We start from the raw sequence: 14498 nt of genomic DNA, 5'->3' as shown, positions 1-14498 counted from the left end.
GCTACGCAGACAGGCGTCCAGGGATGAGCCTCACTCCGCCGCCTTGATGGGCGGTGTGCCGGGGGGGACAGGCGTTTCGGAGGTCTCGGGGGCCTTGAATTCCGAAACGTCGGCGGTGGATTTGCCGGGTTCGCCCCAGATGATCTCGGTTGCGCTCAGGTCTTTGGCCGAGCGGAACAGATGCATGTCGCGCGCGATCCGGCTGGAGCGGCCTGCGGTCAGACGGGCCAGCAGACGGCCAAGCCAGATCGCGTAGGTTTCAACCCATACCCGCAGCGCCAGGAACGAGGGCGTCACGATCAGCGTCAGCACCGTCGCGATGCCCAGGCCGAACACCACCGCTGTCGCCAGCTGTTTCCACCAGAGCGCCGTTGGGCTGTCGATGGAATAGCCGCCATTGATGAAGTCCAGACTCAGTCCAAACATCATCGGCGTCAGGCCCGCCATGGTGGTGATTGTGGTCAGCAGCACCGGGCGGATACGCGCCTCGGCGGTGCGGATGATCGCCTCGATCCGGGGCATGTAGCGGCTGTATTCCTGATAGGTGTCGATCAGAACAATGTTGTTGTTCACCACGATCCCCGCCAGCGCCACGATGCCGGTGCCGGTCATAATGATCGAGAAGGGCTGTTCCATCATGATCATCCCGATCAGCACCCCGGTTGTCGACAGCACCACTGCCAGCAACACCAGCACCGAATTGTAGAAGCTGTTGAACTGCGCCAGCAGGATGATGAACATCAGCCCCAGCGCGCCCGCGAAGGCGTTGACCAGAAAGGCGCCCGATTCCGCCTGATCCTCCTGATCGCCGGTCCAGAACCACTCGATCGAGCCGGGCAGGGGATCGGTATCGAGCCATTTGGTGAGTTCGGCGATGCGTTCGTTCGGGTTGACTGGAGCGATTTTCGCGTCGCCCGCATCAAAGGCCGCCTGCAGAGCCGCGTTGGTCTCGGCTTCAGCCAGACTGAAAACCGTATAGCGCACACCGCTTGGCGCGGTCACTATAGGTCCAGAGACCTCGGCTCCCTCGGGCACTTCCTTGACCAGTGCGAGCGTCTGCTCGATGCCATCTGCATCGGGGCTCGTGACCTTGATCAGCCCCGGCTCCACATCCGCTTTGACGTCGAAATACCGCTTCTGATCGACGCGGTCGATCGAGGCCAGTTTCGGCACCGGCTTGCGGGTCACGAAGTTGCTGAGCGGGACCAGCCCGTCAGGCGTGCGCACCTTGATCGAATCGAGCGTGGAGAGTACGCGTTCTTCCTCGGGCAGACGCACACGGATCTCGATTTCCTCGTCACTGCCTTCGGGGCGCATCTCGCCCAGCAGCACGCCGCGCGTGACAAGCTGCACCATGGCACCCACGGTGGCCACATCAGCGCCGAAGCGACCGGCATTGGCCACATCCACGTCGATCTGCCAGTCGATGCCGGGCAGGGGCAGGCTGTCCTCGATCTTGATCAGGCCCGGTGTCGCTTCGAACTGCTCCCGAGCGGTTTCCGCCGCCAGCGTCAGCTGTTCCCAGTCGTCACCTCTGAGGCGCAGATGCACCGGCTTGCCCTGTCCGGGGCCCTGTTCCAGCGCCGAGACCTCGGCGATGATGCCGGGCAGCTTGACCAGCTCTGCGTTCAACTGATCGAGGACGAAATTGCCGTCATAGTCGGGGTCGATGATCTCTTTCTCGAAGCCCAGCCAGCGGCTCATCAGCCCACCGATAAAGCCGGTCAGAGGTTCCTTGGCATGCGGGCGCTCTTCCCACGGGATGATCTCGAACTGGACCTGACCAATTGTATCGGCAGGGGATTGGCCGCCACCAGGGCCGCCGGTGTTCAGCCCGCCTTCGCCAGCGAAAGAGAACACGTTGATCACCGCCGGATGCGCCTTGATGATCTCTTCGACCTCGCGGACCATCTCGTCTTTTTCATGCAACGAGATGTTGCCGCGCGCACGGACATAGGTGGTGGCCTGTTCGGGCTCGCTGTCGACGAAGAATTCAACGCCGCGCGAATTGGCCGGAAACCAGACCGTCGCGACGAATATGACGGCGGAAAAGACAATGGCGAGCGACACGATCGGCATGATCGGGTTGCCCGCGATGAACTTGATGAAGTTGCCAAAGGGCGTGTGTTTGGAGCTGCGCTCGACATGATGGCTCTCTTGGATGCGCTGTACCGCGCCCATCGTGACGGAGGCTGAAAGCGCACCAATCACGAACACAAGGACCCCCGAGATCAGACCCGCGATACCCGTGTCACCGCTACGCAGCATCATCATCGCGCCTGCGAAGACCAGATAGAGTGCAACCGGAACAAGGGCGGCCCGCAGCCAGAACGGAGCGCGTGACCGCAGCCAGTCCGAGATGCGGCCAAGGATGCGGCTCATGCGACCGGAGACACCGCCCATGACCGGCAGATAGATCAGCGCGACGACCAACGAGGCGGATAGCACGAAGATCAGCGTGACCGGCAGCATACCCATGAACTCACCCGGAACACCGGGCCAGAACAGCATCGGCAGGAAGGCGCAGAGCGTTGTGGCGGTGGATGAGACGATGGGCCAGAACATCCGCTGCGCCGCCTCGACATAGGCGTGCATCGGGCCGATCCCGTCCTTGATGCGCTTGTCGGCATATTCCACCACCACGATGGCGCCATCGACCAGCATCCCCACCGCGAGGATCAGACCAAACATCACAATGTTTGAAATGCTGATCCCCATGATCGCCAGCAGCACGAAACACAGCAGGAACGAGGTCGGAATGGCAAAGCCCACCAGCAGCGCGGCGCGGCTGCCAAGGGCGGCCAGCACCACGATCATCACCAGCGCAATCGCGGTCAGGACCGAGCCTTCAAGCTGTCGCACCATCGAGTTGACCACGCGGCTCTGGTCGTTTGAGGTGCCGACCTCGACCGCGGCCTGCAATTCCTTGGGCCAGCCAAGCTGCGATTCAGCAACCGTGGCTTTGACCAGATCGACCGTGTCGATCAGGTTGAACCCCTTGCGCTTGACCACCTGCAGGGCGACGGTGTTTTCGCCGTCAAACCGGGCGGTGCCTTCGCGATCTTCAAACGTGTAGTTGATCTGCGCCAGCTCGCCCAGCGTCACGACCCGGTCACCATTCACCTTGACCGGCAGGCCATAGACATCCTGCGCCGTGGTGAAGGAGGAGGGGATCTTGACCGAGAACGCGCCCTGCGCGCTGTCAACCTCGCCCGCCGCGATCAACTGGTTGTTGTTCTGCACAACCGTGATCAGTTCCGAGGCGGTGACGTTATAAGCCTCCAGCCGCAGCGGATCGATGATGACTTCTAGCAACTCGTCGCGATTGCCCGCGATCCCGGCTTCCAGAACCGCATCGAGCGATTCAAGATCATCCTGCAAGTCCTTGGCAATGCGCGCCATTGTCCGCTCGGGAACGGCGCCGGTCAGGCTGACGATGACGATCGGAAATTCCGAGAAGTTGATTTCGGTCAGCGTATATTGCTCGGCCCCGGTCGGAAATTCGGCCTGCGCAGTGTTCATCGCATCGCGCACATCAGCGGTGATTGCGGTTTTGTCCCAACCGAAATCAAACTCCAGCGCCACACCGGCATAGCCTTCGGCGGCGGTCGCGGTCATTTCCTTGAGCCCGTCCAGATCGGCCAGCTCGGTTTCCATCGGCTTGACCAGCAGGTTCTCACTGTCCTCCGCTGAAATGCCCGGGAAAGAGACCGAGACGAACAGCGCCGGGATCTCGATATCCGGCTCGCCCTCCTTGGGCAGGTTCACATAGGCGAAGCCGCCGATGATCAGCGACAGCGCGATAAAGGCCAGAACCATCCGGGCGCGCGCGGCGGCCCAGTCGACGATGCCCGTCATTGCGCGGCCTCCCGATAGGTGGGCGCGACCTCAACACCTGCGGTGACGAAATCCTGACCAATCACGATCACATCCGCCTTTTCCGGCAAGCCAGAAAGCCAGACGCCGTTGGCATCATCGCGCAACAACTCGACCGGCACGAATTCCACCAGATTGCCATCGCCAACGACCCGCACGCCAAGCTCGCCGTGATTGTCGAGCGTCAGCGAGGATTGCGGCAGCAGATGCGCCTTGGCCCCTTCGGCGGCGATCTGGATCGTGGCGGTCTGCCCGTCGCGGATTTTCAGATCGGGGTTGGGGACGGAAACCTCGACCTCGAAGGTGCGGGTGGTCTCATCTGCCGAGCGGCTGAGGAAGGTGACTTGCCCCGCCACCTGCAGACCGGTCGCCAATTGCGCACCTGCCTGGGCGCCCAGTTGCACCCGGTTGACCTCGGCCTCGGGCACGAACCCCACCAGCTTGATGGGGTCAAGCTGAATCACCGTTGCGCAGAGCGATCCGGGCTGCATCAGGCTGCCCAGCTCTGCCGCGTCGCTTTCCAGCAAGCCATCAAACGGCGCGGTAATGGTGATGCGATCCAGCTCGCGTTCTCTTGCCGCTACAGCGGCGCTTGCGGCCTCGATCCCGGCGCGGGTGGCTTCCAGACCGGATTCGGCGGTCTTGATCCCGGCCTCGGCGCTGCGCACGCCCGCTTCGGTCGAAACACGGCGCGTTTCCGAGGCATAACCGCCCTCGGACAGGCGTTGGGCTGCATTGTTGTTGATCAGCGCCTCTTCCAGAAGCGCCTTGGCCTCGTCCAGCCGCGCCTGCGATTCCGGCACCCGGCTTTGCGCCTCACTCTGACGCGCGCGCGCCTCCAGCAGATCAGCCTCGCGGGTGCCGACATCCAACTGGCACAGCAGGTCGCCCGCCTTGACAAACGCGCCCTTGCGCAAAGGCTCGGAGATCACGGTCGAGGTGGTCTCGGCCAGAACCTCGACCTCGCGGATCGCCTTGGTCTGGCCGCGCAGCAGCACCGCGCTGTCAATCTCGCGCGCAACCGAGTGCACAGCGACAACGCCAATAAGGTTTGGCGCGTCTTCCGTCACTTCAACAGTGTCGCTTTGCGTTTCCACCGGCTCGGCAGCGGTATCGCCTTTGGCGAAGGCCAGGAACGCGTCACGCTCAAATACCAAGAGATAAAGTGCAATTGTCACCAGAATCGCGGTGATTATGGGAATCAGACGCATCTTTTGCCTCTCTCAAATTCTTCACGGCGCAGAGGGGGTGGTCCAATCAGACCTGCACTGCGCTTTGTGACATGGTGTCTTGTTTCCATGTTGTCTACGCTAAACTGACCAGTTCAGATTATTTTTTTTCGCCGCGCTGTGCAAGCACTGGCTGTTCCAGCGTTTCAGAGCCCTTGGCTTGCCGGGTGAGCCACGCTATGACAACCGCCAGAAAACCGCATTGAGGCAGGACCGAGGGCCGGGATGAGCGACACTGACAGTTTCATTGACGAAGTCACCGAAGAGGTGCGTCGCGACCGCATGTTCCTGCTGCTCAAGCGCTGGGGCTGGGTTGGCGCGCTGGCCGTGGTCGCGATCGTGGGCGGCGCGGCCTATAACGAGTATTCCAAGGCGCAGGTCCGCTCGAAGGCCGAGCAGCTTGGCGACAGCATCATTGCGGCGCTGAACGAGAATGAGACCGCTGCCCAGGCAGACAAGCTCTCGCAGGTCGATGCCCCTTCCAGCGGGGGTGACGCGATTCTCAAGATGCTGACCGCATCGGCTCAGGCCGGATCGGATCAGACCGACGCGGCGGTGCAAAGCCTCGACGCGGTGGCGGCAAATGCAGAGCTGCCGCAAATCTATCGTGACATCGCCAGCTTCAAATCGCTGACCTTGCAGACCGAGACGCTGGCGGTCGAAGACCTGCGGCAACGGTTCGAGGCGCTGGCCCAACCCGGCGCACCGCTGCGCCTGCTGGCTGAGGAGCAGCTGGCCCTGATCGAGATCGCCCATGGCGAGGCCGAGGCGGCGGTGACGCGGCTGCAGGCCCTCATTCAGGACGCCGAGGCCAGCACGGACTTGCAACAGCGCGCCGCACAGTTGATTGTCGCGCTGGGCGGGACGCCGGAACAGGCCCCCGGTCAACGGGGATAATCCGGGTCTGCAAGGCACCGGCAGTGGGTAACGAATAGGCAGGATCGGGCATGGCAAACTTCTCATTCTCGCGCAGCGGATTGGCCGCGATGGGCGCAGTGCTGCTGCTCGGGGCCTGTCAGGAACCCGACCCGGTGCTTCCAGGCAAGCGCGAAACGCTGCGCGGCGCAGAGGTCGGGCTGGGCGAGATCACAGGCTCGAAACCGATCCGCTTGCCTGCGCAGAAGACCAACGCTGCCTGGCCGCAGAGTTTCGGCACACAAGCCTACCGCACCGACAATCCCGCCCTGCGGGCGACACCGCAACGCATCTGGACCACCCCGATCGGCGCGGGCGACAGCCGTCGCCAGCGGATCACGGCCGACCCGGTTGTTGGAAGGGGCCTGATCTACACGCTGGATGCGGCAGCGCAGGTGACTGCCGTTTCCCCCAATGGCGGCGTGGTCTGGAGCCGCACTCTGGTTCCCGAAGGCGAGGGCGACGGGCAGGCGACCGGCGGCGGCATGGCCTATGACAACGGCACGCTCTATGTCTCGTCGGGCTTTGGCCGCCTCAGCGCGCTGGATGCCACCTCGGGCGCGGTGCGCTGGCAGCAACGGCTGAACGCCACCGGCAGCGGCACGCCGACCATTCGCGATGGGCTGCTCTATCTGGTTGCCGGGGATGAGACGGGCTGGGCCATCAACACCAAGGACGGGCGCATCGCCTGGCAGATTCAGGCCACCCCCAGTATCGGCAACGTTCTGGGCGCGCCTGCGCCCGCGCTGACCTCGGATCTGGTGATCTTCGCCTTTGCCTCAGGCGATGTTATCGCCAGCTTCCGCAAAGGCGGGCTGCGCCGTTGGAGCGCCTCGGTGGCTGGTCAGCGCAAAGGCCGTGCCGTGGCGCGCATTGCCGACATTACCGGCGGTCCGGTCGTTGTGGGCAGCCGCGTCTATATCGGCAACCATTCGGGCCGCACCGTGTCGCTGGAAACCCAGCTGGGCGAGCGGCAATGGACAGCGGATGAGGGCGCGATCTCGCCGGTCTGGCCTGCAGGCGACAGCATCTTCCAGATCAGCGATCGCGGTCAGCTCATGCGGCTGAGTACCAGTGATGGCTCGGTCATCTGGGCGCGGGACCTGCCGGGCTTTCTGCGCGACAAGCCGCGCCGGCGGGGCGAAGTGGTCGCCAATTACGGGCCCATTCTGGCCGGTGGTCGCCTTGTGGTCGCCTCCAATGACGGCTACCTGCGCTTCTTCCGCCCCGAGGATGGCACGCTCCTGAACCAGGTCGAGGTGCCCGGCGGGGCCACCACCGGGCCTGTGGTGGCGGGTGGCACGCTCTATGTCGTCAGCGCCAAAGGTGATCTACACGCTTTCCGTTGACGCAAACATGCGCTAAAGGGCGCGTCTGAGTCTTGAAAGTGAAGCCCGATGTCTTTGACCCTCGCCATTGTGGGGCGCCCCAATGTGGGCAAATCCACGCTTTTCAATCGCCTTGTCGGCAAACGGCTGGCGCTGGTTGATGACCAGCCCGGCGTGACCCGCGACCTGCGCGAGGGCGAAGGGCGGCTGGGCGATCTGCGCTTCACGGTCGTTGATACCGCCGGTCTGGAAGAGGCCACCGATGACAGCCTGCAGGGCCGCATGCGCCGCCTGACCGAGCGGGCGGTGGATATGGCCGATGTGTGCCTGTTCATGATCGATGCCCGCGCGGGCGTGACGCCCACGGATGAGCTGTTTGCCGATATCCTGCGCAAACGCTCCGATCATGTGATCCTGGCCGCGAACAAGGCCGAAGGGGCCGCCGCCGATGCGGGCGTGATCGAGGCGTATTCGCTGGGTCTGGGCGAGCCGGTGCGGCTGAGCGCTGAACATGGCGAGGGGTTGAACGATCTCTATTCGCAACTGATGCCGGTCGCTGATCGCATGGCCGAAGAGGCCGAGCGCATCGCGCCCGAGACCGATGTGGATCTGGACGAAGACGAGGCCGCCGAAGAGGGTGCCGCACCCGCCATCACAGCTGCGAAACCGTTGCAGGTTGCCGTTGTCGGCCGTCCAAACGCGGGAAAATCCACGCTGATCAACAAGATACTGGGCGAAGATCGCCTGCTGACCGGCCCCGAGGCCGGGATCACCCGCGACGCGATTTCCCTGCGCATCGACTGGAAAGGCACGCCGATGCGGGTCTTTGACACCGCCGGGATGCGCAAGAAAGCCAAGGTGCAGGAGAAGCTGGAAAAGCTCTCGGTCAGCGATGGGTTGCGCGCGGTCAAGTTCGCCGAGGTGGTGGTTGTCCTGCTGGATGCGGCCATCCCCTTTGAACAACAGGACCTGCGCATCGCCGATCTGGCCGAGCGCGAAGGCCGCGCCGTGGTGGTGGCCGTCAACAAGTGGGATATCGAGGACAGCAAGCAGGAAAAGCTGCGTGATCTGAAAGAGGCCTTCAACCGGCTGCTGCCGCAATTGCGCGGCGCGCCGCTGATCACGGTTTCGGCCAAGACGGGCAGGGGTCTTGATCGGTTGCATGACGCGATCCTGCGTGCTCATGACGTCTGGAACCGCCGGGTGACCACCGCGGCGCTGAACCGCTGGCTGACCGCGATGCTGGAACAGCACCCGCCTCCAGCGCCCGCCGGTCGCCGGATCAAGCTGCGCTACATGACCCAGGCCAAGACCCGCCCGCCGGGGTTTGTGGTGATGTGCAGCCATCCCGACAAGATGCCCGACAGCTATACGCGCTATCTGGTGAACGGTCTGCGCGAGGATTTCGACATGCCCGGCACGCCGATCCGGCTGACCATGCGCGGGCAGGGCGACAAAAACCCGTATAAGGGGAAAAAGAAGGCCGGCCCCTCGAAACTGCGCAAACATCTCAAAGGGCGCGCGTAACTGCGCCAATTTGCTGCATTTTTCATCTCGACACGTGACAAGCCCCGGAAAGGGGCGCTATGCATGTCGAAAGAGTATCGTTTTGATTGCATCCTGCCATCCGGCAATGTGACATCCGCAATTGCAAGGAAAGCCAGACCAAACCCAAGGAGACGGGCGGAATGGATCTAAGGGCTTATACGCGCCAATATGCCGTGCAGGACAACCTGCTGGCATCGCTCAGCTATTTCGGCACGTTTGCGGTGTATTTCGCATCGCTCTTTCTGGCGATCCGCTATGTGGACAATTGGGTGATCATGCTGCCCGCCGGTGTGGTCTTTGCCTTTGCGGCGGTGCGGCTTTATGTGCTGCAACATGATTGCGGTCACCACTCCCTGTTCGAGACGCGCCAGCAAAACGAATGGGCGGGCCACGGGCTTTCGCCGTTTACCTTCGCGCCCTTCGAGGTGATGAAGCAGAACCACAACCTGCATCATTCAGGGATTGGCAATCTGGAACACCGCGAAACCGGCGAGATCAACACCATGACCGTCCGCGAATGGAACGCGGCGGATTGGAAAACGCGGGTCTTCTACCGGCTCTACCGCAACCCGTTCATCCTGGTGCCGGTCGGGGCGGCCTTCACCTATTTCCTCCGCTATCGCTGGCCCAAGAACACGCTGCGCTTCGGCTGGAAAGGCGTGGTGCTGCACAACCTGTCGATCGTGCTGATGCTCGGGCTGCTTTACGCCGTGGCAGGTATGACCGGTATTTGGGTCTGGCTGGCCTTTTCTTTCCTTGGTGGCATGCTGGGCGTGTTCCTCGTCTATCTGCAGCATAATTTCGAGGATACCTATTGGGATCGCCGCCCTGACCTCGACCCGCAAATCGCCGCGCTGCAAGGATCGTCGGCGCTGGATTTCGGCTGGTGGTTCGACTTGGCGGTGGCCTGCATTACGTTGCACGACATCCACCATTTCAATGCACGCATCCCATCCTACCGGTTGCGGGCCTGCCACTACAACCTGCCGCCCGAATACGCTCCGCGTCGGATCAAGTTCCCCGAGGCGGTGGCGGCGCTGAACCTGAAACTTTGGGATGAGGACCGCAAACGGCTGGTTCCCTTCCCGAAACCGGCGCATCGCCCGGACGTGCCCCAAGCCAGCTAATCACTTTGGCTGATGGGTGAGCATTCCGGGTATCGACACTCAGCCACCCGCTCTCGGGAGGAGGGCGCGGGGCTCCAACGACTAGAAGGACACGTGAATGAGCAAACTTTCTGATCTGAGCGGCATCGGCGTCACGCTGGAAAAGGCACTGATCGCAATGGGCATCAAGACGATCGCCGAGCTGGCCAAGGCGACGCCGGAACAGCTGATCACGCTGCCCCGCGTGGGCAAGGCGCGTGCGCAGGCCATGATCGCATCGGCCAAGGCTGCCGCTTCTGCACCGGCGACGCCCGGGACCAAACGCGCCGCTGCCACCAGACCGAGGACCCGGACTGCCGCGAGAAAAACGGCAACGCGGCGACCCGCGGCGCGGAAGACCGCAACGGCCAAACCTGCGGCGGCAAAGCCCGCTGCCGCGAAGGCGGCAGCAACCAGACCAGCCGCCGCAAAAGCCGCGACCGCAAAGCCAGCTGCAGCCAAGGCAGCGGCCCCGAAAACCGTGGCGGCAAAACCGGCCGCGAAAAAGCCTGCCGCCTCGACCCCATCGAAATCTGCTGAGGCGAAGGCTATGGAAAAAGCCAAGGCCGAGGCTCAGGCCGCCAAGAAAGCCAAGGCCGAGGCTGAAGTAGCGAAAAAAGCCAAAGCTGAAGCGGCGAAGAAAGCCAAGAAGGCCAAGGCGAAAGCCAAGGCCGAAAAAGCCGCCAAGAAGGCCAAGGCGCTGGAGGTCGAGTTCAAGAAGGCCAAGGAAAAGGCCAAGGCGAAGGCCAAGAAGGAAAAGGCCAAGGACGCCAAGGCAAAGGCCAAAGCAAAAGCCAAGTCCAAGGACGGCAAGAAAAAAGCCAAGGACAAGAAAAAGGCGAAGAAGTAAGCCTTCTTCGCCTGTGGTGCGGGCTGGGCGCCTTTAGCTCAGCGTGCCATCCAGCCCCAGCGTGGTCTTGCCGCCCAGATAAGGCGCAAGCGCGTCGGGCAGGGTGACCGTGCCATCCGCGTTCTGGCCGTTTTCCAGCACCGCGATCAGGCAGCGGCCCACCGCCAGGCCCGAGCCGTTCAGCGTGTGCACAAAGGCGGGTTTGCCGCCGCCCTCGGGGCGGAACCGCGCATTCATGCGCCGGGCCTGAAAGTCGCCGGTGGTCGACACGCTGGAGATCTCGCGATAGGCATCCTGCCCCGGCAGCCAGGCCTCGATGTCAAAGGTGCGGCGCGCGCCAAATCCCATGTCACCGGTACACAGCGCCACGGTGCGATAGGGGATACCCAGCGCCTCCAGCAACCCCTCGGCGCAGCGCAGCATGCGCTTTTGCTCATCATCGCTGGCATCCGGATGAGTGACCGAGACCATCTCGACCTTTTCGAACTGGTGCTGGCGCAACATACCCGCCGTGTCCTTGCCTGCGCTGCCCGCTTCCGAGCGGAAACAGACCGTATGTGCGGTCATCCGGATCGGCAGATCGCCCTCATCCAGAATGTCGCCCGCCACCGAATAGGTCAGCGTCACTTCGGAGGTCGGGATCAGCCACCAGCCATTGGTGGTCTGATAGCTGTCCTCGCCGAATTTTGGCAACTTATCGGTGCCGTACATCGCCTCGTCGCGCACCAGAACCGGCGTCTGCATCTCGGTCAGACCGTTCTTGTCCACATGGGTGTCGATCATGAACTGCGCCAGCGCCCGGTGAATGCGCGCCACGCCTTTGGACAGGTTCACGAAGCGGCTGCCTGAGGTCTTGGCGGCCGTCTCGAAATCCATCGCCGCCGCAACCGCAGGGATTTCGTAATGCTCCTTGGGTGCAAAGTCGAAATCCCTTGGGGTCCCCCAGCGGGTGACCTCGACATTGTCATCCTCATCCGCGCCATCCGGCACATCCTCGGCAGGGGAATTGGCGATCCGGGCCAGCATGTCGGTCAGCCTCGCGTCCAACTCCTTGGCCTCGCCCTGCATCGCTGCCACTTCGGCCTTCTTGTCGGCGACCAATACACGCAGCCGCTGAAACTCATCCTCGTCACCACGACCCTTGGCCGCACCAACTTCTTTGGAGGCCTTGTTCTGCTCCGCCTGCGCCGTTTCGGCAGCCAGTATCTTGGCGCGCCGCGCCTCATCCACCGCGAGCAGGTCTGACGACATCGGCGCATCCCCCCGCCGCGCCAGAGCGGCGTCGAAAGCGGCTGGATTTTCGCGAATAGCGCGGATGTCATGCATGGGTCAGCGTCCTTCTGTTTAGGTCCATGTCGGTAGCGCCCTTAGACCCAATTCTGCGAGGGCTGACAACACCCCGTTTTGACACCCCAAGTCCCGCCTCAGGGCGCGCAATGCCGCCGGAGAGTGCCCGAGAACCGGCCAACCGACCTCGGATAGGGGGCTGATCTGAAAAACGAGACACGGACCGCTCAAAACTTTCCGTCCCGAGTGGCGCCGCGCTGCTTGAACCTTTTTGCGCTAACGCATAGGTTCCCGCAAAATTCGCGGGGTGTGCCCGCTCTTCTGGACAAAGGAACATCCCATGGAAGGTGGCGCAATCGCCCAGTTTCTCCCCCTCATTCTGATCTTCGCGATCATGTACTTCCTGCTGATCCGTCCGCAGCAGAAGAAGGTCAAGGAACATCAGGCCATGGTTAACGCGCTGCGCCGGGGTGATCAGGTGGTCACGCAGGGTGGCCTGATCGGCAAGGTGACCAAGGTCAAGGATGATGGCGAGCTTGAGGTCGAGATTGCCGAAGGCGTCAAGGTCCGGGTGGTGCAGGCGACCATTTCCCAGGTGCTGAACAAGACCGAGCCGGCGAAATAAGAGCGCCTCACAACCCATTATAAAGGCAGGGTAATGCTGCAAATCGATACCTGGAAACGGGTCCTGATCTGGCTGGTCGTGGTGGCTGGCCTGCTTCTGGCCCTGCCGAATGCGTTCTACACCCGCGTGGAACAATCCAACGACGCCCGCGCCGCGATTGAGCTGGGCAATGACACGCCGCAGATGCAGGCCGAGGCGGCGCAATGGCCCTCCTGGCTGCCCTCGGGGCTGGTCAATCTGGGTCTCGATCTGCGCGGGGGTGCGCATCTGCTGGCCGAGGTCAAGGTCGAGGATGTGTACGAGGCGCGCATGGATGCCATGTGGCCGGAAATCCGCGATGCGCTGCGCGATCAGCGTGCGACGGTGGGCACGATCCGCCGTCAGGACGGCGCGCCGGGTGAGATTCGCGTCCGTATCAGCCAGCCCGAGGGCATGTCGCGCGCGCTGCAGGTCGTGCGGGAACTGGCAACGCCGATCCAGACCCTCGCCGGCCCGACGGGTACCGATATCGAGGCGTCGGCGCAGGGCAGCGACATTGTCGTGACGCTGAGCGAGGCCGAGAAGCTGGCCTCGGATGATCGCACGGTGCGCCAGGCGCTGGAAATCATCCGCCGCCGGATCGACGAGGTCGGCACTCGCGAGCCCACCATCCAGCGTCAGGGCCCGCAACGTATCCTGATCCAGGTGCCGGGTATCGGCAGCGCTTCGGAACTCAAGGAAATCATCGGCACCACGGCGCAACTGACCTTCAACCCGGTTGTCTCGCGCACCACCGATGCCGACGCCCGTGTGGGTCCGGGGGAAAAGCTGGTCCCCTCAATCGATGAGGCGGGGACGTTCTACATCATCGAAGCCGCCCCCGTGGTCACCGGCGAGGAACTGGTCGATGCCCAGCCTGCCTTTGACCAGAACGGCCGTCCGGCGGTGAATTTCCGCTTCAACACCACCGGCGCGCGCAAGTTTGGCGACTATACGCTCGACAATATCGGTGCGCCCTTTGCGATCGTATTGGATGACGAGGTCATCTCGGCCCCGGTGATCCAGAGCCATATTCCCGGCGGCTCGGGCATCATCACCGGCAATTTCACCGTCGAGGAAAGCACCAATCTGGCGGTGCTGCTCAGGGCAGGGGCCTTGCCCGCCGGGCTGGAATTCCTTGAGGAGCGCACCATCGGTCCGGAACTGGGTCAGGACAGTATCGACGCAGGCAAGGTGGCGACCATGGTGGCCTTTGCCGCCGTGCTGGTCTTCATGGCGCTCAGCTATGGCCTGTTTGGTCTGTTTGCCAATGTGGCGTTGATCATCAATATCGGGCTGATCTTTGGTCTGCTGTCGCTGATCGGGGCAACGCTGACACTACCCGGTATCGCCGGGATCGTGCTAACCGTCGGTATGGCGGTGGACGCCAATGTGCTGATCTTCGAGCGGATACGAGAAGAACTCAAGACCGCCAAGGGACCGGCCCGCGCCATCGAACTGGGCTATGAGAAGGCGCTGAGCGCCATTCTGGACGCCAACATCACCACTTTCATCACGGCGGTGATCCTGTTTGCCATGGGCTCCGGCCCGGTGCGCGGCTTTGCCATCACCCTGGGCTTGGGTATTCTCACCTCGGTCTTCACCGCGATCTTCGTGACGCGTTTGCTGGTGGTGATCTGGTTCGAACGCCGCCGTCCCAAAATGATCGAGGTGTGA

General features: G+C 62.9%; 10 protein-coding genes. 7 read left to right on the top strand and 3 right to left on the bottom strand.

The genetic code is table 11. From position 1 onward, the window contains the following. Window positions 1-30: 30 nt before the first annotated feature. Both AB1E34_RS14225 and AB1E34_RS14220 read right to left on the bottom strand, forming a co-directional pair. Window positions 31-3858: an efflux RND transporter permease subunit gene (locus AB1E34_RS14225; protein WP_372573006.1), complete on the bottom strand. Its 3828-nt coding sequence runs from the start codon at window positions 3856-3858 to the stop codon at window positions 31-33. After that, window positions 3855-5087, bottom strand: a complete 1233-nt coding sequence (locus AB1E34_RS14220; RefSeq protein WP_372573005.1) for an efflux RND transporter periplasmic adaptor subunit — start codon at window positions 5085-5087, stop codon at window positions 3855-3857. Before AB1E34_RS14220 ends, AB1E34_RS14225 begins: the two co-directional genes overlap by 4 nt. A gap of 243 nt (window positions 5088-5330) precedes the next feature. Between AB1E34_RS14220 and AB1E34_RS14215 the strand changes: the two genes are divergently transcribed. The 5 genes from AB1E34_RS14215 (at window position 5331) to AB1E34_RS14195 (ending at window position 10891) form a co-directional block, all read left to right on the top strand. After that, a complete protein-coding gene (locus AB1E34_RS14215; RefSeq protein WP_372573004.1) occupies window positions 5331-6002 on the top strand; it encodes a tetratricopeptide repeat protein in 672 nt (223 codons plus the stop codon). Window positions 6003-6052: 50 nt separating this feature from the next. After that, entirely contained in the window at window positions 6053-7369 is a 1317-nt protein-coding gene (locus AB1E34_RS14210; RefSeq protein WP_372573003.1) for a PQQ-like beta-propeller repeat protein, read from the top strand. Window positions 7370-7417: 48 nt separating this feature from the next. Beyond that, the gene (gene der, locus AB1E34_RS14205; protein WP_372573002.1) at window positions 7418-8875 is read left to right on the top strand and encodes a ribosome biogenesis GTPase Der; all 1458 of its coding nucleotides are present in this window, start codon (window positions 7418-7420) and stop codon (window positions 8873-8875) included. A gap of 161 nt (window positions 8876-9036) precedes the next feature. Beyond that, on the top strand, window positions 9037-10023 hold the full coding sequence (locus AB1E34_RS14200) for a fatty acid desaturase (RefSeq protein ID WP_372573001.1): 987 nt from the start codon (window positions 9037-9039) through the stop codon (window positions 10021-10023). 97 nt (window positions 10024-10120) lie between these two features. Continuing rightward, window positions 10121-10891 carry a helix-hairpin-helix domain-containing protein gene (locus AB1E34_RS14195; protein ID WP_372573000.1) on the top strand — a complete coding sequence of 257 codons (771 nt, stop codon included), beginning with the start codon at window positions 10121-10123 and terminating at the stop codon, window positions 10889-10891. A 33-nt stretch (window positions 10892-10924) separates the two neighbouring features. Here AB1E34_RS14195 and serS read toward each other — a convergent pair whose 3' ends face one another. After that, window positions 10925-12217 carry a serine--tRNA ligase gene (gene serS, locus AB1E34_RS14190; protein WP_372572999.1) on the bottom strand — a complete coding sequence of 431 codons (1293 nt, stop codon included), beginning with the start codon at window positions 12215-12217 and terminating at the stop codon, window positions 10925-10927. 301 nt (window positions 12218-12518) lie between these two features. On the opposite strand from serS, the gene yajC reads away from it, so the two are divergent. Beyond that, window positions 12519-12803 carry a preprotein translocase subunit YajC gene (gene yajC / locus AB1E34_RS14185; protein WP_306193636.1) on the top strand — a complete coding sequence of 95 codons (285 nt, stop codon included), beginning with the start codon at window positions 12519-12521 and terminating at the stop codon, window positions 12801-12803. Between the two features lie 33 nt (window positions 12804-12836). Continuing rightward, window positions 12837-14498, top strand: a complete 1662-nt coding sequence (secD, locus tag AB1E34_RS14180; RefSeq protein WP_372572998.1) for a protein translocase subunit SecD — start codon at window positions 12837-12839, stop codon at window positions 14496-14498.

The organism is Ruegeria jejuensis, assembly GCF_041537905.1.
Lineage (GTDB): Bacteria > Pseudomonadota > Alphaproteobacteria > Rhodobacterales > Rhodobacteraceae > Ruegeria_C.
The sequence above is the reverse complement of the archived record's forward strand: the minus strand, read 5'-3'. Positions and strand labels throughout refer to the sequence as shown.